20 protein-coding genes and 1 tRNA gene are annotated in these 20,308 nt (G+C 71.8%); 7 read left to right on the top strand and 14 right to left on the bottom strand.

All coding sequences use genetic code 11. The annotated features are described in order from the left end of the window. Positions 1-81 precede the first annotated feature (81 nt). The 5 genes from trmH to IEY33_RS12415 form a co-directional block, all read right to left on the bottom strand. The gene (gene trmH, locus IEY33_RS12435) at positions 82-756 is read right to left on the bottom strand and encodes a tRNA (guanosine(18)-2'-O)-methyltransferase TrmH (protein ID WP_188963593.1); all 675 of its coding nucleotides are present in this window, start codon (positions 754-756) and stop codon (positions 82-84) included. 2 nt (positions 757-758) lie between these two features. Further along, positions 759-2,543 (bottom strand): HRDC domain-containing protein, encoded by a 1,785-nt coding sequence (locus IEY33_RS12430; RefSeq protein ID WP_188963592.1) that lies wholly within the window; start codon positions 2,541-2,543, stop codon positions 759-761. Between the two features lie 89 nt (positions 2,544-2,632). Continuing rightward, entirely contained in the window at positions 2,633-3,466 is an 834-nt protein-coding gene (locus IEY33_RS12425) for an isoprenyl transferase (RefSeq protein ID WP_188963591.1), read from the bottom strand. A 115-nt stretch (positions 3,467-3,581) separates the two neighbouring features. Further along, the gene (gene mutY / locus IEY33_RS12420; RefSeq protein ID WP_188963590.1) at positions 3,582-4,604 is read right to left on the bottom strand and encodes an A/G-specific adenine glycosylase; all 1,023 of its coding nucleotides are present in this window, start codon (positions 4,602-4,604) and stop codon (positions 3,582-3,584) included. Positions 4,605-4,671: 67 nt separating this feature from the next. Beyond that, a complete protein-coding gene (locus IEY33_RS12415) occupies positions 4,672-4,848 on the bottom strand; it encodes a hypothetical protein (protein WP_188963589.1) in 177 nt (58 codons plus the stop codon). A 45-nt stretch (positions 4,849-4,893) separates the two neighbouring features. Here IEY33_RS12415 and IEY33_RS12410 point away from each other — a divergent pair, with 45 nt between their 5' ends. Then, positions 4,894-5,592, top strand: a complete 699-nt coding sequence (locus IEY33_RS12410; protein WP_188963588.1) for a hypothetical protein — start codon at positions 4,894-4,896, stop codon at positions 5,590-5,592. 113 nt (positions 5,593-5,705) lie between these two features. Further along, positions 5,706-6,803, top strand: a complete 1,098-nt coding sequence (locus IEY33_RS12405) for an acyltransferase family protein (protein ID WP_188963587.1) — start codon at positions 5,706-5,708, stop codon at positions 6,801-6,803. Positions 6,804-6,942: 139 nt separating this feature from the next. Here IEY33_RS12405 and IEY33_RS12400 read toward each other — a convergent pair whose 3' ends face one another. The 4 genes from IEY33_RS12400 to IEY33_RS12385 all read right to left on the bottom strand — a co-directional run bounded on the left by IEY33_RS12400 (position 6,943) and on the right by IEY33_RS12385 (position 11,554). Beyond that, positions 6,943-7,773 (bottom strand): FAD binding domain-containing protein, encoded by an 831-nt coding sequence (locus tag IEY33_RS12400; RefSeq protein ID WP_188963586.1) that lies wholly within the window; start codon positions 7,771-7,773, stop codon positions 6,943-6,945. 155 nt (positions 7,774-7,928) lie between these two features. Further along, positions 7,929-10,340 (bottom strand): xanthine dehydrogenase family protein molybdopterin-binding subunit, encoded by a 2,412-nt coding sequence (locus IEY33_RS12395; RefSeq protein ID WP_188963585.1) that lies wholly within the window; start codon positions 10,338-10,340, stop codon positions 7,929-7,931. A gap of 190 nt (positions 10,341-10,530) precedes the next feature. After that, entirely contained in the window at positions 10,531-11,046 is a 516-nt protein-coding gene (locus tag IEY33_RS12390; protein ID WP_306415614.1) for a (2Fe-2S)-binding protein, read from the bottom strand. Positions 11,047-11,104: 58 nt separating this feature from the next. After that, positions 11,105-11,554, bottom strand: a complete 450-nt coding sequence (locus tag IEY33_RS12385) for an SRPBCC family protein (RefSeq protein WP_188963584.1) — start codon at positions 11,552-11,554, stop codon at positions 11,105-11,107. A gap of 270 nt (positions 11,555-11,824) precedes the next feature. Between IEY33_RS12385 and IEY33_RS12380 the strand changes: the two genes are divergently transcribed. Next, a complete protein-coding gene (locus tag IEY33_RS12380; protein ID WP_188963583.1) occupies positions 11,825-12,139 on the top strand; it encodes a hypothetical protein in 315 nt (104 codons plus the stop codon). Further along, positions 12,136-12,981 (top strand): metallophosphoesterase, encoded by an 846-nt coding sequence (locus IEY33_RS12375; RefSeq protein ID WP_229670985.1) that lies wholly within the window; start codon positions 12,136-12,138, stop codon positions 12,979-12,981. The genes IEY33_RS12380 and IEY33_RS12375 overlap by 4 nt, the downstream gene beginning before the upstream one ends. A 16-nt stretch (positions 12,982-12,997) precedes the next feature. Here the strand turns inward: IEY33_RS12375 and IEY33_RS12370 are convergent, their stop codons facing one another. From IEY33_RS12370 to IEY33_RS12360, 3 genes are all read right to left on the bottom strand, one after another. After that, positions 12,998-13,480 (bottom strand): nuclear transport factor 2 family protein, encoded by a 483-nt coding sequence (locus tag IEY33_RS12370; RefSeq protein WP_188963582.1) that lies wholly within the window; start codon positions 13,478-13,480, stop codon positions 12,998-13,000. Between the two features lie 66 nt (positions 13,481-13,546). Next, on the bottom strand, positions 13,547-13,753 hold the full coding sequence (locus IEY33_RS12365; RefSeq protein ID WP_188963581.1) for a DUF2256 domain-containing protein: 207 nt from the start codon (positions 13,751-13,753) through the stop codon (positions 13,547-13,549). Between the two features lie 356 nt (positions 13,754-14,109). Beyond that, positions 14,110-15,453, bottom strand: coding sequence for a Vgb family protein (locus tag IEY33_RS12360; protein WP_188963580.1), 1,344 nt, complete (start codon positions 15,451-15,453; stop codon positions 14,110-14,112). Between the two features lie 146 nt (positions 15,454-15,599). On the opposite strand from IEY33_RS12360, the gene IEY33_RS12355 reads away from it, so the two are divergent. Together IEY33_RS12355 and IEY33_RS12350 are read left to right on the top strand one after the other, a co-directional pair. Further along, positions 15,600-15,676 (top strand) — tRNA-Met (locus IEY33_RS12355). A gap of 105 nt (positions 15,677-15,781) precedes the next feature. After that, positions 15,782-16,153, top strand: coding sequence for a hypothetical protein (locus IEY33_RS12350; protein ID WP_188963579.1), 372 nt, complete (start codon positions 15,782-15,784; stop codon positions 16,151-16,153). 27 nt (positions 16,154-16,180) lie between these two features. On the opposite strand, the gene IEY33_RS12345 is transcribed toward IEY33_RS12350, so the two are convergent. Continuing rightward, positions 16,181-16,546 carry a hypothetical protein gene (locus IEY33_RS12345; protein ID WP_188963578.1) on the bottom strand — a complete coding sequence of 122 codons (366 nt, stop codon included), beginning with the start codon at positions 16,544-16,546 and terminating at the stop codon, positions 16,181-16,183. Between the two features lie 190 nt (positions 16,547-16,736). Here IEY33_RS12345 and IEY33_RS12340 point away from each other — a divergent pair, with 190 nt between their 5' ends. After that, on the top strand, positions 16,737-19,547 hold the full coding sequence (locus IEY33_RS12340) for a M16 family metallopeptidase (protein ID WP_229670984.1): 2,811 nt from the start codon (positions 16,737-16,739) through the stop codon (positions 19,545-19,547). Between the two features lie 171 nt (positions 19,548-19,718). Here the strand turns inward: IEY33_RS12340 and IEY33_RS12335 are convergent, their stop codons facing one another. After that, a complete protein-coding gene (locus IEY33_RS12335; RefSeq protein WP_188963577.1) occupies positions 19,719-20,174 on the bottom strand; it encodes a tellurite resistance TerB family protein in 456 nt (151 codons plus the stop codon). Positions 20,175-20,308: the final 134 nt, after the last annotated feature.

Here is a 20,308-nt window from a genome sequence, read left to right as displayed (position 1 = left end):
GTTGAAGCCGGTCCAAGAAGCCGCCCGTGACGGGGGAGCGGGTCAATCCCGCAGCGTGTGCGGGCCGAATCGGATTCCGGGTCAGCCGTGCGCGGCGAGCACCTGCCCTTCGTCGTCCAGGGCCGGGTACGCCTCGCCGCGCTCGCGGTACAGCGGCGCGAGTTCCGGGTACCCCCACTCGAAGGCGAGCCGGTCGAGTTCGGCGTCGTCCAGCTGCGGGGCGGCGTACAGGCCCGCCGCGAGCCGCTGGCGCTGCGCCTCGAAGAGGATGGTGGCGGCCGCGACCGACACGTTGAGGCTCTGCACCATGCCCATCATGGGGATCACGATGTTGGCATCGGCGGCCTGCGCGGCCGCGTCCGACACGCCCCACTTCTCCGCGCCGAGCAGCACGCAGGTGGGACGGGTGTAGTCCGGCTCGCGGTAATCGACGCTCTTCTCGGACAGGTGCGTGGCGAGCACCTGGAAGCCGCGCGCCTGCAGGGCCTGCACGGCGCTCACGGCGTCCCTGTGCGTCTGCACGTCCACCCACTTGTCGGCGCTGCCGGACGTGGCGACGTAGGTGGGCAGCGCGCTCGGCAGGGTGCCGCTGCGGTGCGGCGGGACCGCGTGCGCCTGCAGCACGCCCACGGCGTCGCAGGTGCGCAGGATGGCGCTGAAGTTGTGGGGTTTGTTGACCTCGTCCATCAGGACGGTCAGGGTCGGCTGGCGCAGGCTCAGCACGCGGCGGATCTTGGCGTAGCGTTCGGGCGTCACGGTTAGCCTCGCACCACTTCCAGGATCTTCTCGCCGTACTTGCGCAGCCGTTCGGGGCCCATGCCTTTCACGGCCTTCAGGTCGGCCTCGGTGTACGGGACGCGCCGGGCGACTTCGGCGAGCGTGGCGTTGGACGCGATGATGAAGCGGCTGACCGTCTGCCGTTTCGCTTCGGCGTTCCGCCACTCGCGCAGGCGCGCGAAGATCGCCTGCTGTTCGGGCGTCAGGCCGTCCACGTCCAGGGACGCGTCGGTGGGCAGGTCCGGCGGGAGCTGCAGCGGCAGGTGCGCGTCCGGGTCCGCCGTTTCGGGCGTGGGGGTGTATTCGGCGGGCGTGGCGAGGGCCTCCTCGGGCCACGCGTCCTGCGTCTCTTCGGGCGCGGTTTCCGGTTCGGGCGGGCGCGTGAAGCTTTCGGACATCACGATTTCCGGCTGGCTGTCCTGCGCCTGGAGCGGCGCGGTCCCGGCGGGCGCGGCGTCGTGCTTGCCGCGGCGGCCTCGGCGACCGCGGGCGGGGCGGCCGTCGTCGTGCGCCATGTCGCCCAGCGAGTCGGGGACGTTCGGGACGCTCGGCTGGCTGACGGGCGTCGGGACGCTCGGCGCGGTGAGGGCCGGGAGGGGAGGCAGGACGGGCGGCGGCGTGAACACGAACTCCCGGTCGGAGTAGTCGTGCTGCGCGGCGTCCTGCGGCTGGGCAGGCGCGTCCTGCGGGGCGGGCTGTTCCGGCGCTGCCTCGGGCGCGTGCGGTTCGGCCTGCACGGCGCCGTTCGGCCGCGCATCACCCGCCGGGGCGGAACGGTCGGGGCGTTCCTGCGGCTCGGTGCGGGGGCGACGGTCCGGCTGACGGTCACGTTCGCCGTCCGGCGCACGCTGCCCCGGGTCACGTTGCCCAGGCTCACGCTGCCCCGGTTCGCTCTGCAGGGACACGCCCCGACTGACCGGCGCTTCCGGCAGGTCCTCGTCCAGCATGGGGAACTCGTCCGGCGCGGGAGCGGGCCGCGCCTCACGGTTCAGGACGGCGCCCAGCACGGTCCACGCGTCGTCCGGCGACTCGATGCCCACCGTGACGAGCGTCCCCGCAGGCACGGCGCGCGCCGCCGACAGGTTCCCGCCGAGCGGCGTGACGGTGCTGGGACCGTCGTGCTCCAGCAGCAGCACCCCGCCCGACACCGGCAGGGCACGCCCCGCGAAGCGCGGCAACAGCGCCTCCGCGTTGCGGGTGCGGCGGTTCATGCGCAGCGCCAGCGTCCCGATGTCGCGCAGCGCGAGCGCCACCGCGAGGTCCGCCGGGCCGGACGCGACGCGGCGGGGACGGCTGCCCAGGCCCGACACGCTGCTCAGCTGCACGTCGTCGTACCCGGTGAGGGTCACGGCGTCGCGGTACACCACGAGGTGTACGCCCTGCTCCAGCCAGCGGCCGCCGGGCGCGAGGGTCGCGTCCACGATCACCGGCACGTCCGCGCGGCGCGCGCGCGTCAGGGCGCGCTCGTCGGGTTCCAGCAGCCACACGGCCCGCGCGCCCTTCCAGTCGCCGTCGCTGCTCGCCAGGGCCAGCCCGAAGCTCGCGAAGGCCTCACGGTTCAGGTTCAGGCGCGGGTCGAGGCGGATCAGGCCCGGCCCGATCAGGGACGCGATCTGCGCCGCGAGCGCCTCCTGGCCGCCCATCAGCAGGGTCCAGTCGGCGTCCTCCAGGGCGCTCAGCAGGCCCGACAGTCGGGTCTGAGGTTCGCCCGGCTGAGCGTGGGCCTGGGCGAGCAGGGTCTCGAGCGGGGTGGGAGAAACAGTCATACCCTCTATCATGACAGCCGCAGGCGCACTGCACTGCGACGCGGACCGGGAAGCGTCCCGTCAGGAGCGCCCGCCCGGCCCGCCCCGGTTCACTTCCCGAAGCGGCGCTTGCGGCCCTGGAAGTCCCGCAGGGCCCGCAGGAAATCCACCCAGCGGAAGCCCGGCCAGTACACGTCACAGAAGTAGAATTCCGAGTACACGCTCTGCCACAGCATGAAGCCGCTCATGCGGATCTCGCCGCTCGTCCGGATGATGAAGTCCACCTCCGGCGTGCCCGCCGTGTACGTGCGGGCGCTGATGTCGTCCGGGCGGAGTGCGGCGGCCGCCTGCTGCAGCGTCGCGCCCGCCTCCTGCTGGTGCTCCAGGTACACCTTGACGGCGTCCACGATCTCCTCGCGGCCCCCGTACCCGACCGCGATGTTCAGCAGCATGCCGTCGTAACTGGCGGTCGCGGCCTCCAGCTGCTTCAGGGCGTCCAGCACGTGCGCCGGGAAGCCGTGGTGCTGTCCGATGGCGCGCACCCGCACCCGGTTCCCGTGAATACGGGGGTCCTGCGCGAGGTTGCGGGCCTCACGGTCGAAGAGCTTCATGAGGTGCGCGACCTCTTCCGGGTCGCGGGCGACGTTGTCGGTGCTCAGCACCCAGATCGTCACGGCGGGAATGCCGAGCTCCAGGCACCACTGCAGCACCTCGTGCGCCTTGTCGATCCCGAACTCGTACCCGATCTCGCGCTGCACGCCCGCCGCCTTCGCGAACCGGCGGTTGCCGTCCAGGATGAGGCCCAGGTGCTGCGGGAGCTTGCCGCCCTCGCGGACCTTGCGGCGCAGGCGGCGCTCGTACCACCAGTACACGGGTTTGGTGACGGCGGCACGCAGCGAGTAGATGGCCCGGAGACTGGAAGCGAGGGTCGGGCGGCCGGTCATGATGCGGGCAGTCTAGCGCCTGCCGGACGCGCACGCCCAGAAGGAGCCGTTCGTGCGCGTTCCGTCCGAGCGGGACCGAACCCGCATACCCCACGGGATTCCACCGGAACCCGGATCAGAACAGCGGGCGCTGCACACCCAGGTCCGCCGCGAGCGCCAGCAGTTTCCGGTCGAGGCGCGACAGGGGCCGCGCGTCGGCAGGCGTGCCGGGCAGTGCGCCGTCCGCGCGGTACAGGGTGACGGTCAGGTGCCGGTGCGTCATGGTGTGCGTCACCACGCCCAGCCGCTCGGCGGGCCGCACCTGCAGTCGTCCGGCGAGCCGCGCGAGCGCGTCGCCTTCCGTGCCGTCCCCGCAGTCCTCCAGCGGCAGGCCCCACAGGCCGCCCAGCAGCGTCCCGTGACGCTCCTCCAGGTACGGCGTGCCGGGCGTGCCCGCCAGGACCGCGACGGCCCGCACCTCGCGCGCCGCCGCCCGGACCTTCGGGGCGGGGTAACGGGCAGGCTCGCCGGACGCCAGGGCCGCGCACTGCGCCCGCAGCGGGCACGCACCGCACAGCGGGCGTTTCGGGACGCAGACGGTCGCGCCGAGATCCATGACGGCCTCGTTCCACTCGCCGGGCCGGGCCGGGTCGAGCAGGGCGTCCGCCGTGCCCTGCACCCACGCGTCCGTGGGGACCTCCACGGCGTACAGGCGGCTCAGCACGCGGCGCACGTTGCCGTCCATCACGGCCCGCCCCTCCCCGAACGCCAGGGACGACACGGCCGCCGCCGTGTACGGCCCGACGCCCGGCAGGGCCAGCCAGCCGTCATACGTGACGGGCACGCCTTCCCGCGCCATGACCTGCGCGGCCCGGTGCAGGTTGCGGGCGCGGGCGTAGTACCCGCAGCCCTCCCAGGCCTTCAGGACCGCCTCCTGCGGCGCCAGCGCGAGCGCCTGCACGGTCGGGAAGGCCGTCAGGAAGCGCTCGAAGTACACGCGGCCGCGCACCACCTGCGTCTGCTGCAGCAGCACCTCCGCCACCCACACCCGGTACGGGTCGCGCTGCCCGTCCTCGCGCGTCACGCGCCACGGCAGGTCCGCGCGGCCCTGGGCGGCGAACCACCCGAGCAGCGACGCACGCAGCGCAGCGACATCCATGCCGGGCAGTGTAGCGGCCCGCGCGTGGCCCGCCAGGAAGAACGGTGACGATCCGCACGCCGGACCGTCAGGCGGAGGGCGTGACCTGCACCGCGAAGTGCAGCGTCAGGCGCAGGAACGGCACGCGCAGCGAGAACCGCACAGCCGGACGCGCGGCCTGCAGCTGCCGTGCCATGCCCGCCTCGTGCTGGAGGGCCTGCAGGCGAAGGGTGGCGACCTCGTGGCGCTGTTCGGGACTGGTCATGCCTCCACGGTGCGGCCCAGCCTGCTCGCACAGTAAGATCAGAATGTGAGTAGTGTCCAGCACGTCATCGACGCGCAGGCCGTGCGCCTGCTGCTGCACCCGCGCGTGCGGCGCACCCTCGGGCAGTTCATGGCGCAGGAGGGCAGTGCCGCCACCGCCGCCCGCGCCCTGAACGCCGACCTGCGCGCCGTGCACCGCGACGTGCAGGCGCTCCTGCAGGCGGGCCTGCTGCGGGAGACGCGGCGCGAGGCGCGCGCCGGACGCGACATCCGCCACTACCGGGCGAGCGCGGACGCGTACTTCGTGCCGCGCGAACACACGCCCGACGCCGACTTCGCCGAACGCTTCGAACGGCAGTTCGGTCCGGTCGACCGCCTGCTCGCCCGCACGCTCGGGCGGAGTTTCGAGGATGCCGTGCACGAGCACGCCCACGGGCGACGCTGGGGCCTGCGGGTGTTCCGGGACGGGCAGGACCTGCAGATCGACGAGAGTTACGACACGGCCGAACTGCGCGGCGTGCTGACCGGGTGGCAGGGGCCGCCCGTGGACGCCTTCACCGGCCTGAACGCCGGACCACTCACGCCCGAGCAGGTCCGGCAGGTGCAGTCGGAACTCGTGACGCTCGCCCTGCGCCTGAAGGGCATGTTCGATGAGAACGCCGCCTCCGGGCAGGGCGCGCCGCACGCCGTCCGCCTGACGCTCGCGCCGCTCCGCCCGGACGACCTGAACGACCTGCGCCCCTGACGGCAGGACCGGTGCGGAAAAGAGGAGCAGTCTAAAGCCGCGTTCCGTGAACACGGCAGCTTCCCACGGAATGCCAGGGTACGCTCACGGCCCCGGCTGCCGGGGACCGACCCATGCCTGCCTCCCCCCCTCCCCCCACCTCCTCCACTGCATCCGTCGCCTCCGGGCGACTTGCGTGGGTGGACGTGTGCCGTGGCCTGACGGTGCTGCTGGTGGTGGTGCATCACGTCAGCGGAGCGAACCTGGACCGCGCGCCCGAGGGCAGCGCGCTGCACGTGGCGCTGCTCGTCGTGAACCGCGTCACACAGTTCGTGGTGCCGACCTTCCTGTTCCTGAGTGCGCTGGTGTTCGCGCGCTCGTCGTCGGTGTTCTCGTGGCGGCGGTATCTCGGCAGCCGTGCCCGGCAGCTGCTGTGGCCGTACGTGCTGTGGACGGCCCTGTACCTGACGTTCAAGGTCGTGACGGGGGCCGGGCCGGGACCGGGGGAGCGGCTCGCGGCGTTCTGGGATCCGGGCCTGCTGCACGGCAAGGGGTACTTTCACCTGTATTACCTGCTGCTGGCCCTGCAGGTGACGCTGCTGCTGCCCCTCCTGCGGCGCCTGAACCGCTTGCCGTGGCCGCTCTGGGCCGTGCTGGCAGGCGCGGCGGCCGTGCAGTCCGGCGTGTACGCCCTGAACCTGCGCGTCTGGCATCTGGAGAGCGTCGGAAGTCTGGCCCTGTGGTACGTGCTGCCGCTCGTCGCGGGCACCGCGCTCGGCGCACGGCCGGAGCGGTTCACGGACCTGTGGGCACGCCGTGGCGGTCAGCTGACCGTGGCGTGCGCCGTGGCCCTGGCGGTGTACCTGCCGCTGGGTGCCGCGCAGGCGCTCGGCAGGCCGCTGAACGTGCTCGCGTACACGGCCGGGAACTGGGCGTACACCCTGCTGGCCGCCGTGGTCATGGGCGGCCTGAGCGTGCGGCTGGCCCGGGCGGGCGGGGCGCTGGCCGGGCACGTCCGTCCGCTGCTGGCGCGACTGGGGCAGTTCAGTCTGCAGGTGTACCTGCTGCACCCGCTGCTGCTGTGGACCTTCGACCGGCTGGCGTCGCCGGGGTCGGCGCTGCTGCAGGTGCCGCTGGTCGCGCTGTACGTCGTGCTGGGGACGGGGGTCCCGCTTGCCGTGGCGCGGTGGATGGCGGGGCGGCCCATGTCGGTGTGGCTGTTCGGCCGCTGACCGGCCGGGCGGGAACGGACAGGAAGGAACAGAGAACACCTTCACGCCCGGCCCCACAACGGACAGGCCTCCCGGTCCACGGGGGACGGGAGGCCTGCTCGGCTGAACGCCGGGAGTTCGAGTTCAGCTCAATTCGGTCTCAGGCGGTCGCCTGGGTGATGGCGCGCTGCGCGAACACGCCCGCGAGGTGCGCGCGGTACTCGGCGCTCGCGAAGCGGTCGCTGAGGAGATCGCCGGGATCGATGGCGTTCTGCGTGGCGTTCGCGACGTTGCTCTCGCTGTAGTCGCTGCCGAGGGCCGTCTCGACACGCGGGAGGCGCACGGCCTTGGCGCCCGCGCCGGTCAGGGCGAGGCGGGCGCCGCTGTCGGTGAGGACGGCAGCCACGCCGACGATGGCGTAGTGGCTGGCCGGGTGAGGGAATTTCGCGTACGCCATCTTCGCGCCCTGCAGGACCGGCACGTGGATTTCGGTGAGGATCTCGCCTTCCCGGGCGGCCGTCTCGAACATGCCGTGGAAGAAGTCGCGGGCGTTCACGACGCGCTCGCCGTCACGGCTGACGAGTTTCAGGTCCGCTTCCAGCGCGAGGATGCTGGCGGGGTAGTCGGCGGCCGGGTCGGCGTGCGCGAGCGCCCCGCCGATGGTGCCGCAGTTGCGGACCATCGGGTCGCCGATCCAGTCGGCGGCGTCCGGGAGGATCGGGCAGAGTTCCTTCAGCAGGTCCGAACGCAGGATCTGGGCGTGCGTGGTGCCTGCCCCGATGATGATCCTGTCGCCTTCCTGCCGGATGCCCTGCATCTCCTCGACCTGCGAGATGTCGATGAGGGCGGTGGGGCTGGCCAGACGCAGCTTCATGGACGGCACGAGCGAGTGTCCGCCCGCGAGGAGTTTGGCGCCGTCGTTGGCGGCCAGGAGTTCCAGGGCGTTCTGGACGCTGGTGGCGCGGTGGTAGTCGAAGTCGGTGGTGTACATGGAACCTCCGGTGCTGGAATGAATATCGGTCCTGCTCGTCGTGGCGCTCCGGTCCGGCGACGGGGACGGTGCCCCGTCGCCCTCACTCCGGCCCCGCTGCGGACGGGTTCACGCTCCGCGCTGGCCGCTTCTCGCGGCGCTGGCGGAGGTGCGCTTCAGTCGTCGGCGGCCTGCGGCATGTCGCGCTTGGCGCCCTGGATGGCCTGCCAGACCTTCTCGGGCGTGTACGGCATGTCGAGGTGGTTGATCCCGAAGGCTTCCAGTGCGTTCACGACGGCGTTGGCGACGGCGGCGGTGCTGGAGATGGTGCCGGACTCGCCGATGCCTTTCACGCCGAGCGGGTTGTGGGGGCTGGGCGTGACGGTGTGGTCCACCTGGATCTGCACCATGTCCTCGGCGCGCGGCATGGCGTACTCCATGAAGTTGCCGCTCAGGAGGTTGCCGTCGTCGTCGTACACGGTCTCTTCGAGGACGGCCTGCCCGTAGCCCTGTGCGATGCCGCCGTGCACCTGACCTTCCACGATCAGCGGGTTCATGAGGGGGCCGCAGTCGTCCACGGCGACGTACTGGCGCAGCTTGACCTTGCCGGTGTCGGCGTCCACCTCGACCACCGCGACGTGCGTCCCGAAGGGGTACACGAAGTTCTTGGGGTCGTACATGTACTGCTCTTCGAGGCCGGGTTCCATCTCGGCGGGGATGTTGTGCGCGAGGTGCGCCATGAGGGACACGTCGAAGAAGCTCTTGCCGCCTTCGGGGACGCCCTTGACGCGGAAGGTGCCGTCCACCTGTTCCACGTCCTCGGGGGCCGCTTCAAGGAGGTGCGCGGCGATCCTGGTGGCTTTGGCCTTGATCTTGCCGAGCGCCATCTTGAGGGCGCTGCCGCCGACCGCGGCCGAGCGGCTGCCGTAGGTGCCCCAGCCGAAGGGCATCTTGCCGGTGTCGCCGTGCACGATGGTCACGTCTTCCATGGGGATCTGCAGTTCCTCGGCGACGAGCTGCGCGAAGGTCGTCTCGTGGCCCTGGCCGTGGCTGTGGCTGCCGGTGAGCACCTCGACCTTGCCGGTCGGCATGACGCGCACCACGCTGCTCTCCCACTGTCCGGCCTGCGCGCCGAGCTGGCCGACGAGGGCGCTGGGCGCGAGTCCGCACGCCTCGACGTAGGTGGAGAAGCCGATCCCGATGTACTTCCTGCCGCTGGCGCGCCCTTCGGCCTGCTCCTTGAGGAGGTCCTGGTAGCCGACCATGCCGAGGGCCTTGTCGAGCGCGGGCTCGTAGTTGCCGCTGTCGTACACGAGCGCGACGGGCGTCTGGTACGGGAAGTCCTGCGGCTGGATGAAGTTCCTGCGGCGCACCTCGCTGGGGTCGAGGCCCAGTTCGTTGGCGGCCTTGCTGACGATGCGTTCCAGCAGGTACGTCGCCTCGGGGCGGCCCGCGCCACGGTACGCGTCGACGGGCACGGTGTTCGTGAAGATGCCGGTGACGTGCGCGTGAATGGCGGGGAACTTGTACACGCCGTTCAGGAGGGTGCCGTACAGGTAGGTGGGCACGGCGGGCGCGAAGGTGGTGAGGTACGCGCCGAGGTTGGCGAGCGTCCTGACGCGCAGCGCGAGGAAGCTCCCGTCGTTCTTCAGGGCGATCTCGGCTTCGGATTCGTGGTCGCGGCCCTGCGCGTCCGTCACGAAGGCCTCGCTGCGGCGCGCGGCCCACTTGATGGGACGACGGAGTTTCTTGGCGGCGAACAGCACGATGACTTCCTCGGCGTACTGGAAGATCTTGCTGCCGAACCCGCCGCCCACGTCCGGCGAGATCACGCGCAGCTTCTGTTCGGGAATGCCGAGCACGAAGGCAGCGAGCAGCAGGCGGTGGATGTGGGGGTTCTGGGAGGTGGTGTGCAGGGTGTACTCGTCGCTGGCGGCGCGGTACTCGGCGAGACTGGCGCGCGGTTCGATGGCGTTCGGGACGAGGCGGTGGTTGCGGAGCTTGAGCTTCACGACCCGGTCGGCCTGCGCGAATCCGGCCTCGGTGGCGGCGGCGTCCCCGATCTCCCACTGGAAGGCGACGTTGCCGGGCGCTTCGTCGTGCACGAGGGGCGCGCCGTCCGCGAGCGCCTGACTGCCGAGCGACACAGCCGCCAGCGGGTCGAGGTCCACGTCGATGAGGGCCACGGCGTCCTCGGCGATGGCGCGGGTGTCCGCGATGACCACGGCCACGATGTCGCCCACGTAGTTCACCTCGCCGCGCGCGATGGCAGCGTGGTGCGGCACGACCAGGCCGGGGAGCAGCCAGCCGGTGGGGATGCTGCCGACGTCCTTCATGTCCTCACCGGTCAGGACGGCGTGCACGCCGGGCAGCGCCAGGGCGGCCGACGCGTCGATGTTCCCGATCTTCGCGTGCGCGTAGGGGCTGCGCAGCATGGCGGCGTGCAGCTGCCCGTGCACGTTGATGTCGTCGGTGTAGCTGCCGGTCCCGGTGATGAAGCGGGGGTCCTCGACGCGCTTGATGGCCTTTCCCATGTACTTCTGGGGGCCGGTGGGGGCGTGGTAGTTGGAGTCGGGAAGCTTGGTCATGGGTGCTCCTCTGTGGGCCTGTGGGGGTCCCTGCCCGGTCGGTGGACCGGCGTGGGCGGCTGACCGGTGAACTGCGGTGGGCGCTCCTCGCGGCGTGCGGCGCGGCTCTGGCCCCACCGGTGGGCGTCACGTGCGCGCGTTGACTGCCCTGACGGGGCCGGTGGGGCGGGCGCGTCCGTCGTCGGCCGTGTCAGTCGTCGGCTGCGGCGGGCGCCTGCGTGCCGGACATGGCGTTCGCGGCGTGCTGCACGGCCCGCACGATGTTGTGGTACCCGGTGCAGCGGCAGAAGTTCCCTTCCAGCGCGTGCCGGATCTCGTGCTCGGTGGGGTTGGGGGTGTGCTTCAGCAGCTCATGACTGCTCATGATCATGCCGGGCGTGCAGAACCCGCACTGCAGGCCGTGCTCCTCCCAGAACCCGGTCTGGATGGCGTGCAGGTCGCCGACCTTCCCGATGCCTTCGATGGTGGTGACCTGCCGGCCCTGGGCCTGCACGGCGAACACGGTGCAGCTCTTGACGGCGTTCCCGTCGAGGTGCACGGTACACGCGCCGCACTGGCTGGTGTCGCAGCCGACGTGCGTGCCGGTGAGTTCCAGCTCGTCGCGCAGGAAGTGCACGAGCAGGGTGCGCGGTTCGATGCTGGCGGTGCGTGCCTCGCCGTTCACGTGAATGGTGACGTCCATCTTCTTGGGTGTTGGTGCGCTCATGCCTGACCTCCGGGGAGTTCGGTGACGTGCGAAATCGGGCGGGCCGGACCGGGAAGCGTCAGGCCGTGGCGGGCTTCAGCGCTTCCTGCTCCAGGTTCGTGAAGAACACGTCCGCCTGCTGTTTGCTGATCCCGCCGATGAGGCGTCCGGCGAGGCTGGCGATCATGCCCATCAGTTTCGGTTCGCCCGCCCAGTCCACGCGGGTCGTGTCGCCCTGATCCACGAGCGTGAGGGTGCCGGTGGCGTTCACCATGCCGGTCGGGGCTTTCGCCTCGATGCTGAGCGTCATGCGTTCGGGCGGCACCTGGTCGCTGATCTTGACCTTGGCCTTGAATTTGCCCTTGACGGGGCCGACGGCGACGTTCAGCACGGCGGTGTAGCTGTCCGGGCCGTCGGGCGTCATCTCCTGCACGCCGGGAACGCAGCGGGCCAGCACGGCAGGGTCCTGGAGGAGCGCCCAGACGCGTTCTCTGGGGGCCTGTATGACATTGCTTCCGTCTACCTGCAAGGTGAACCTCCATGAGGGGTGGGGACAGCAGACGGCCGGCGGAATGCCGGGCGGACCTGCGTGCCCCGTTGACCAGTTGAGATACGCCAAGCGTAACACGCGCACGGTTGGAGGGAGGTTGGAACGGGAGCGGGGCGCACACTTGCCTTTCATGCGTGCTGGCGGGCAAACGCGGCCACCTTCAGGGGCGTGTGGAAGCGGCGTTCCAGGCGCTGCCCGCGTCCCGCCCCCGGGAATCCCTGACCGGGCAAACGCTCTAGACTGTATGGCATGACTCCTCAGGCCGACCCCGACCAGGCCACCCTGCTGCTCACCATCGACGTGCTGGACGACACGACCGGCATGGCCGAGGTCGAGGACGACCAGGGCCGCAACTTCGAACTTCCCGCCGCGTGGCTGCCGGACGCCGCCGAGGGCCGCGCGTACCGGGCGCTGCCCACGCCGGGCGGCGTGACCTTCGTGCCGCTCGCGGGCGGCGCGCGTGAACTGCGGGAACGCAGCAAGCAGACGCTGCTGGAATTCTCCGACGAGCACGACGAGGACGCACCCTCCCCCACCCCACCGCCGCGCCGGAGCGAGGCGTGAGCGCACCTCAGGGGGACGTGACCGCGCCCCGGCAGGTGATCGCGGTCCCGGACCTGCACGGCCGTTCCGACCTGCTGCGCGCCGCCATCGAGGCCTTCCCGGAAGCGCACTTCCTGAGCCTGGGCGACGCCATCGACCGCGGCCCGCACAGCCTGGACACCATCTCGGTGCTGCTGGAACTGCGCGCCGAGGGGCGCGCGACGCTGCTGATGGGCAACCACGAACGCATGGCCTGGGAGGGCCTGAAGTGGTACCGGCAGCACCAGGGCACGCACGACCTCGGCGACTACCGCCGCGCGATGGAGGGCCTCGCGTGGTGGATGAAGAACGGCGGGGAGTCCGTGCGGCGAGAGCTGGGCGGCCTGACGCTGGAACGCTACCCGAAACTGCTCGCCGAGTACCTCGACGCGCTGGAGCGCGTGGTGTACGTCACGGAGGACGGCGGAATCCACTCGCAGCTGCCCGCCGCGCCGAGCGTGCTGGTGGCGCACGCGAGCCCGCCCGTGAAGCACCGCGACCACCCGAACCCCGAGTCGGCCGCGCTGTGGCTGCGGCCCTTCGAGGGGCCGTTCGCGCTGCCGCAGGGCGTGGTGTACAGCGTGCACGGGCACACGCCCGTCCGGATGCCGCTGCGGCTGGGGCGGCACGTGTACCTCGACCTGGGCGCGTACGAGACGGGCCTGCTGGCGCTGCTGCCGCTGACGGTGCAGACGCTGTCGCCGGTCACGGTGCTCGCCGGGCGCGGCGATCCCGCCCGCACCAACAAGTACCCGATGCTGGGCGAGCCGGTCTCCGCGCACGCCCTGAACGTGCGCCTGGACGGCTCCACCCGCCGCATGTGACGCGGGGCGCCCGCGGTCAGCGTTTCGCCATGCTGGCCGCGAGTCCCTCCTGCGCGGTGCGGGACACGCGTGCGTGCAGCATCGGCGTCCACCCGAGCAGCAGGCCCGGCAGCCCCAGCGCCTGACGTGACCACGCCCAGAAGTCGAAGGTGTCCTCGTGCCGCACGATCAGGCCGTCACGGACCGTCATGCGCGCCTGCACGACATTCCGGACGGTGCGGCCCGTCGCGCTGAATGGGTACACGGCGATCCATTCGGTGCGCGCCACGTCGGCGGCGTCGCCGGGCCGGGCGGGCTGCGGGGTGGTCGTCACCTGCATGTTCTGCTGCCGTCCGAGCAGCATGCGCCACATGGCGGTCGTCTGCTCGGCGTTCAGGGTGCCGAACACGGCGTCCGTGAACGTCGCGTGCGGGTGGTACAGGCGCACCATACCTTCCGGGTCGCGGTGCGAGAAGGCGGCATAGAAGTCGGCGGCCACTTCGGCGGGGGTGCGGGTCATGCCTTCACTGTACGTGTCCTGCCGCGAGCGGGAACGAGGTACATGCCCCGCCCGCTGGGGGGGGGTTCAGCGGGGCGGGGCGTCCCGGTCCGGGCGCGTCCGGGCGGCGGCACGGCAGCGGTCCGAGCAGTACAGCACCTGCGGCCAGTCGCGCGCCCACTTGCGCCGCCACGAGAAGGGCCGCCCGCACACGGGGCACACCTTGCTGTCCCGCTCGGACGGTGGCCGCCCACCCCCGAAGGTCTTCCCGGCCCCGCCGCCCTTCCCGGCCATCAGGGCCGCCCGGCCCGGCCGACCGGCGCCGCGTGACGGGAGAGAAACTCGTTCATGCGGGTCAGCATCGCGCGTGACCGTGCCCGCGACCGTAAGGGAAGGCGCACACTCACCCGGCAGGCCTTCATGAAGGGTGCCGGTTCCCGGCATACGCGCGGCCGCCCGGCTGTCAGAGTGTCACAGCCGCCTCTCGCCCACGCCTTCACGAAACGCCCATGTGGGCAGCCTTCCGGTCCATCTGCAGGGCCGTCACCGGCGCCCCGACCCTCAGGTAGAGGGACACGCGCACCTGAGGGTGCCGCACACGAAAGCGGGCCGACTCCCGAAGGAACCGGCCCGCCACGCACCACCCGCACTCACTGCTGCCCAACCATCTGCCCGGCGCTCTCGTACCACAGGCGGCCCGCGCCGTCCACGCCCAGCGCCCGCGGGCCGTCCGTGCTGCCGCCCAGCAGCGGCACCGTCACCGCGTCCGCCTGCCCCGCCGCGAAGCGGTACAGGACGTGCCGCGCCGCGTCCGCCACCCACACCGTCCCGTCCGGCGCGGCCACCATCTCGCCCGGCACCGCGCCGGTCGGCAGCGTCACGACGATCACCTGACGGGTCTGCAGATCCATGCGGCTCACGGTCTGCGTCCAGGCGTCCGCGTACCACACGCTGCCGCCCACCTGCACCGAAGCGCGCGGGAGGGACTTGCCGCTCGCACCGACCGGCATCACCGCGCTGCCGCCCGTCGCCGGGTCGTACCGCACCACGGCCGGATTCGCGTAGAACTGGCTGTAGTACAGCGCACCGTCCTGCCCGACGTGCAGGTTCTCGGCGTTCTCGGCCACGTCGTGCGTCGTGACGGCGCCCGTCCGGGGGTCGAACTCGCCCAGGCGGTCACGCTTGTACTGCACGAACCACAGGCGTCCGTCCGCCGTGCGCGTCAGGTTGTTCAGGGTGTCCTGCACGGCGCCCACCGCGAAACGCTCCAGCTTCCCGGCCGCGTTCAGGTGCGCGATCACGCTGCCCTGCGCGCCGTCGCTGCGGACCGTCATCCAGGGCGTGCCGTCCGCGCCGCACAGCTGCGACGTGACGCCCTCCGTCTCCGCCAGTCCCAGCGGCAGGGCCGTCACGGTGCCCGTCGCGGGATTCAGGCGCAGCAGGCGCGAACGCTGCTCCAGCGGCGCGTTCACCGGCGCGCTCAGCAGCACGTCCCCGCCGCACGCGGCCGTCGCGCCCACCTGCGCCGCGCCGCCCGCCGCGGGCAGCGTCACCGCGCTCGCCCGCAGCAGCGGCAGACGCACCTGCTGTACCTGACCGCCCACCCGCACGCTCAGCACCGCGTCCCCCTGCACCGCGCCGCTCGCCTGCACGTTCACGCCCATCGTCACGCCGTCCGGCCCGCTCGTCGGGGCCTGCAGCGTCAGCGTCACGCCCGCCGGGACGGAATCCACGCTCACGCTCAGCGACTGCGCCGAGATGGACGCCCCGCCCAGCAGGCTCACGCGCAGGCTCGCCGACCCGTTCCCCGCGCTGCCCAGCACCGCCGCCGTGACGCCCACCCCGAGCGGCGCGGACGCCACCGGCGCCGGAGCCGCCACGGCCGCCACAGGCGCAGGAACAGGCGCACCCGTGCCGACGGACGGAGTGCTGGTGCTGCCACAGGCACTCATCAGGGCCGCCAGCAGGGTCAGGAAAGGAAGGGCGCGGTTCATGCCAGCAGTACACTCCAGCGCCCACCACGCCAACCTGACACACGTTCGACATTAAGGTGAGATGCACGCCCGCCCCCCACTTGAACTCGGACGCACGGAACGCTAAGCTGCTTTGGCTCAGGTGAACCCTCACCTCACCCCTTCATGGCGATGTAGCTCAGCTGGTTAGAGCGAACGACTCATAATCGTTAGGTCCCCGGTTCAAGTCCGGGCATCGCCACCAAGACACCCCCGCCCCGCGCGGGGGTTTTCTGTTCCCCTGGCCGGGCATGAGGGGCAGCGCAAGGCGGGCGTGCCGGGGCGGGCGCGGGGCACCGTACAGTGGGGCATGGCCTTTCAAGCGAGTCTTTCCGCCGCCGCCGCGGGTCCCGTCGTGCATGTCGAGCAGCAGGGGGAACGGACGCTGGTCGCCGTGCTGGACGGCGGGCAGGAGCAGCGGGCGTCGTTCACGACGGGACGCTGGCAGGGCGCGCCGACGCTGTACGGTGCGGCGGACGGGGCGCTGCTGGAGGTGCAGGGGGAAGACAGGGTCTTCTACCGGGTGGGGCGGGGCGGGCTGATGGCCCTGGCGGGCGAGCAGGACGTGTCGGGGCTCGCGGTGATCGCGTGGCGGGACGTGCCGGACGGCGCGGCGGGCAGCGTGTCACCCATGCAGCCCATGTCTCCCATGAAGCCGATGAAGCCCCTCAAGCCCATGTGACGGGTGGCGGGGTGGCCGTTCAGGCGGTCATCTGCGCTTGCCGATCCGGCCGACGATGCTGGACACGCCGCGCTTGCCGAGTTCCTTGGCGACGTCCGTGATCATGCCGCTGCGGTCGCTGGCGACGATGCGTTTCGCTTCGCCGATCAGGTCCTGCAGGAAGTCCTGCCGGTCGATGACGGCGGGCGTGAGGGCGCGGATGTTTTCCAGCAGGGCGCGTTGCTGCGCGGCGCGCGCCTCGGGCGGGTAGTACCCGAAGACGGGGTGCTGTTCGATGGTGAGCCGGATGGCTTCGATGAGGGCCGTTTCCGGGTAGAGGCGTTCGTGGGCGGCCGCCGCGCCGGGGGTGGTGTCCTTGGCGGCTGGGCCTGCGGGGCGGTCGTCCTGGGTCATGGCTGCACGTTAGCTCATCGGGTGGCGGGCAGGGTGGGCGGCGCTTCATGCGGCACTGATGCGGCCCGCGTGCAGGCCGGGCGGGTGGTGGGCGGCGGCCGCTGCACTCGCGCGGCCGCGGGCGGCCTATGCTGTGCTGGCGTGCGCCGGGCGCGGCCGTGAAGCGCCTGCACGGACAGGAGGTCACCGAATGACGCTGATGAGAAGGGCACCGCTGAACCGCCGTGCCGTGATGCTGGGGTTGTCGTTGCTGCTCGGGTCGGGCGGGGGGAGTGCCGCGTTCGGCGCTGCGGTGCAGGCGGGCCAGGGACAGGCGGGCACAGTGCAGGCGGGCGTGGCGCCGCTGCCGGTGCTGGTGACGAGTGCGGGCGTGCGGCAGACGGTGCTGGGGAACGGCCTGACGGTGCTGACGAAGGAGGTGCACGGCGCGCCCGTGGTGAGTGTGCAAGTGTTCTACAGGATCGGGTCGCGCAACGAGGCGCCCGGCGTGAACGGCATCGCGCACCAGCTGGAGCACATGCTGTTCAAGGGCACGGCGTCGCGGCCCGTGCAGTTCGGGCGGCTGCTGGGCGCGCTCGGCGCGGACTTCAACGCCTTCACCGCGTACGATCAGACGGCGTACCACGAGACGGTGGAGCGCGAGAAGGCGGGCGCGGCCCTGGCGCTCGAAGCAGACCGGATGGTGAATGCCGTGATCGACCCGGAGCGCCTCGCGGGCGAGCGGCGCGTGGTGCTGTCCGAGATCGAGGGTGACGAGAACGACCCGCAGTACCGCCTGAGCCGGGCGGTGCAGGCGGCCGCGTTCCCCGGCTCGCCGTACGGGCTGACGGTGGGCGGCACGCGCCGCGACATCGAGGGGTTCACGGCGGACCGGGTGCGGGCGTACTACCGGAAGTACTACGCGCCGGAGTACGCGACGCTGGTGATCGTGGGGGACTTCCAGACGGACGCGATGCTCGCGCAGGTCCGGCAGCTGTTCGGGACGCTGGGCCGCCCCGGCACGAAGCCCGTCACGGTGTCCGCGCCGCTCGCCGCGCCGGACGCGGGCGGGAAGGGCGAGGGCACGCTCGGCCGGGGCGGCCACGCCACACCCATCACGCTGCGCGAACCGGGCGCCACGCCCCTCCTGAGCGCCGTGTACCCGCTGCCGGACGTGAACAGCCCCGACGTGCCCGCCCTGCGCGTGCTGGACTACGTGCTGCTGTCCGGGCGCACCAGTCGCCTGTACCGGGCGCTGTTCGAGTCGGGTCTCGCCGCGGACGGCGGGACGAGCCCCAACACCTTCCTGCGCGGCGGGTGGTACGACTTCAACTTCACGCCTGCGCCCGGAAAGACCGTGCAGGACGTGGACCGCGCCCTGCTGGCCGCCCTGCGGGACGTGCGCGAACGCCCCGTCAGTGCCGCCGAGGTGCGCGAGGCCATCACGCAGATTCGCGCGGGCGAGGTGCTCGGCAGCGTGTCGGTGGACGCGCAGGCCACGTCCCTCGGGATGGACGCCACCACCGCGGGCGACTACCGGTACACGGACCGGTTCCTGGCGGCCGTGGCGCGCGTCACGCCTGCCGACGTGCAGCGCGTCGCGCGCACGTACCTGCAGGACGCGAGCCGCACCGCCGGGTTCTTCGAACCTACCGCCGCACAGGAAGCTCAGGGCAGCGCCGCGACCGGCGCCACGCAGGAGAGCTTCAACGCGGGCCCGCCTGTCGATCCGGCCGAAGTGGCCCGCTACCTGCCGCCCAGCCCGCCCGCCGGGAGCCGGGCCGTCACGCTGCCGGACACGTACCGCCTGCCGAACGGCCTGACGGTGCTGCTGCTGCGCGACACCGGCACGCCCACCGTCAGCCTGAGCGCAGACGTGCGCGCCGGACGCGAGTACGACACGGACGCCACCGCCGGACTCGCGGATCTCGTCGCCGGGAACCTGCTGTCCGGCACCGCCACCCGGGACGAGGCCACCCTCGCGCACCTGCTCGACGGGGTGGGCGCGCAGCTTTCCCCCAGCGCCAGCCGGTTCGGGGTGCAGATCGGCGGGGCGAGCCTCAGCGCGGACCTCGGCACGCTCCTCGAAGGGCTGTCCGACATCCTGCAGCACGCCACCTTCCCCGCCGAGCAGTTCCGGCTCAGCCGGGCGCGCGCCGTGCAGGGCGTCCGGCAGGCGGACGACGACCCCGGCAGCGTCGCGCAGCGCACCTTCCGCAAGACCGTGTACCCCGCCGGGAACCCCTGGCAGGTGTTCAGCACGCAGCCCACCCTGAGCGCCCTGACGCAGCCGGACCTGACGGCCTTCTACCGCGCGCACTACCGGCCCGACACCACGGTCGTCACGCTCGTCGGGAACTTCGACCCCGCGCAGGTCAGGACGCTCATCCGGCAGAAGTTCGGCAGCTGGAACGCGACCGGCACGGCCCCCACCGTCACGTACCCCACCGTCCCCGCGCCGCAGGGCGTCGTGCGCGCGCACCCCACCCTGAACGGCAAGACGCAGGCCGTCACGTACCTCGGGTACCAGAGCATCGACCGGCGCGACCCGCGCTACTACGCGTCCCTGGTCCTCAATCAGGTGCTGGGCGGCGACACGCTCTCCAGCCGCCTCGGCACCGAACTGCGCGACAAGCAGGGCCTCACGTACGGCGTCAGCTCCGGCTTCAGCGCAGGCCGCGTGCCCGGCCCCTTCGTCGTCACGCTGCAGACCAACCCGGCCGACACCGACCGGGCCGTGCAGGCCGCCCTGAACCTCATCCGCAGCGTCGCCCGGGACGGCCTGACCGAGACGGAGGTCGCCACGGCCCGCAACACCCTCAGCAGCAGCTTCACCGTCGGCCTCTCCAGCCCCGCCGCGCTCGCCGGCACCTTCACCGGCTTCGCCGCCCTCGGCCTGCCGCTCGACGAACTGCAGGCGTACCGGCAGCGCGTCGCGGCCGTCACGCTGCAGGACGTGAACGCCGCCGCCCGCACCCTCCTCGACCCGGACCACATCGTGATCGTCACCGCAGGCCCCTGACCGGCGACGCCCGCCAGACGAACAAAATACAGGCGAGCACGGCAGGGATGACGGCGCGGCCCCACACCGGGAACCGCGCCGTCATCCCTGCGCTTCAGGCGCGCCGTTCAGCCGAACCCTGCCGCCGACCGGTGACGCTCCCTCACGAGGCGGGCGTCACCGGAACGCTGTTCAGACGCCGAACTCGGCGGGGTCGAGGCTCACGCTGAGCGCGACGGCCCGCACGGCCGCCCGTTCCGACTCGTCGAAATTCCCGTCCGCGCCGCCGATGATCATGCCGAGCTGAATCACGGCTCGCGCCTGGTCCGGCTTGTTGCGCAGCTTCCCGATCGCCTGCTGCGCCTCGATCCGCCCGAAATCGAAGTCCGCGATCAGCTTGTCGGCGTACTTGTCGAAGCGCGCCTTCAGGTCCGCGGCCGGGAACACCTTCATGGTGTCGTTCGTGCTGATGAACCCGGCCATCTTGCGCTTCTCGTCGGGGCTGATGCTGCCGTCCGCCGCGGCGATCAGCGCACACATCGCCATGCTCGCGTCTGCGAAGTCGGCGCTCTTGAACTTCGACACCTGCACGGAGAGGTCGCTGCTCAGGTTCTTCAGGCCGCTCTTGAGCTGATCGAGGAATCCCATGTCCGCAGTATAAGCAGCGCCGCCGTCAGGTTCGTCTCATCTGTCCGCCACGTGCCCGCCCTCGCCCAGCATTGCCGGACGGACGCGCCCCCTGGAACCTCGTGCCTGCCGGGCCGGAATTACTGTTCATTCCC

It is taken from the genome of Deinococcus aquiradiocola, from assembly GCF_014646915.1.
GTDB lineage: Bacteria > Deinococcota > Deinococci > Deinococcales > Deinococcaceae > Deinococcus > Deinococcus aquiradiocola.
This window is presented reverse-complemented; position numbering and strand designations above follow the sequence as displayed.

Bases quoted from the DNA above. Each gene is read 5' to 3' on its own strand.
- IEY33_RS12430 (WP_188963592.1), bottom strand. From the start codon at position 2,543: ATGACTGTTTCTCCCACCCCGCTCGAGACCCTGCTCGCCCAGGCCCAC.
- IEY33_RS12425 (WP_188963591.1), bottom strand. From the start codon at position 3,466: ATGACCGGCCGCCCGACCCTCGCTTCCAGTCTCCGGGCCATCTACTCG.
- mutY (WP_188963590.1), bottom strand. From the start codon at position 4,604: ATGGATGTCGCTGCGCTGCGTGCGTCGCTGCTCGGGTGGTTCGCCGCC.
- IEY33_RS12415 (WP_188963589.1), bottom strand. From the start codon at position 4,848: ATGACCAGTCCCGAACAGCGCCACGAGGTCGCCACCCTTCGCCTGCAG.
- IEY33_RS12405 (WP_188963587.1), top strand. From the start codon at position 5,706: ATGCCTGCCTCCCCCCCTCCCCCCACCTCCTCCACTGCATCCGTCGCC.
- IEY33_RS12400 (WP_188963586.1), bottom strand. From the start codon at position 7,773: ATGTACACCACCGACTTCGACTACCACCGCGCCACCAGCGTCCAGAAC.
- IEY33_RS12395 (WP_188963585.1), bottom strand. From the start codon at position 10,340: ATGACCAAGCTTCCCGACTCCAACTACCACGCCCCCACCGGCCCCCAG.
- IEY33_RS12390 (WP_306415614.1), bottom strand. From the start codon at position 11,046: ATGAGCGCACCAACACCCAAGAAGATGGACGTCACCATTCACGTGAAC.
- IEY33_RS12380 (WP_188963583.1), top strand. From the start codon at position 11,825: ATGACTCCTCAGGCCGACCCCGACCAGGCCACCCTGCTGCTCACCATC.
- IEY33_RS12370 (WP_188963582.1), bottom strand. From the start codon at position 13,480: ATGACCCGCACCCCCGCCGAAGTGGCCGCCGACTTCTATGCCGCCTTC.
- IEY33_RS12365 (WP_188963581.1), bottom strand. From the start codon at position 13,753: ATGGCCGGGAAGGGCGGCGGGGCCGGGAAGACCTTCGGGGGTGGGCGG.
- IEY33_RS12360 (WP_188963580.1), bottom strand. From the start codon at position 15,453: ATGAACCGCGCCCTTCCTTTCCTGACCCTGCTGGCGGCCCTGATGAGT.
- IEY33_RS12350 (WP_188963579.1), top strand. From the start codon at position 15,782: ATGGCCTTTCAAGCGAGTCTTTCCGCCGCCGCCGCGGGTCCCGTCGTG.
- IEY33_RS12345 (WP_188963578.1), bottom strand. From the start codon at position 16,546: ATGACCCAGGACGACCGCCCCGCAGGCCCAGCCGCCAAGGACACCACC.
- IEY33_RS12340 (WP_229670984.1), top strand. From the start codon at position 16,737: ATGACGCTGATGAGAAGGGCACCGCTGAACCGCCGTGCCGTGATGCTG.
- IEY33_RS12335 (WP_188963577.1), bottom strand. From the start codon at position 20,174: ATGGGATTCCTCGATCAGCTCAAGAGCGGCCTGAAGAACCTGAGCAGC.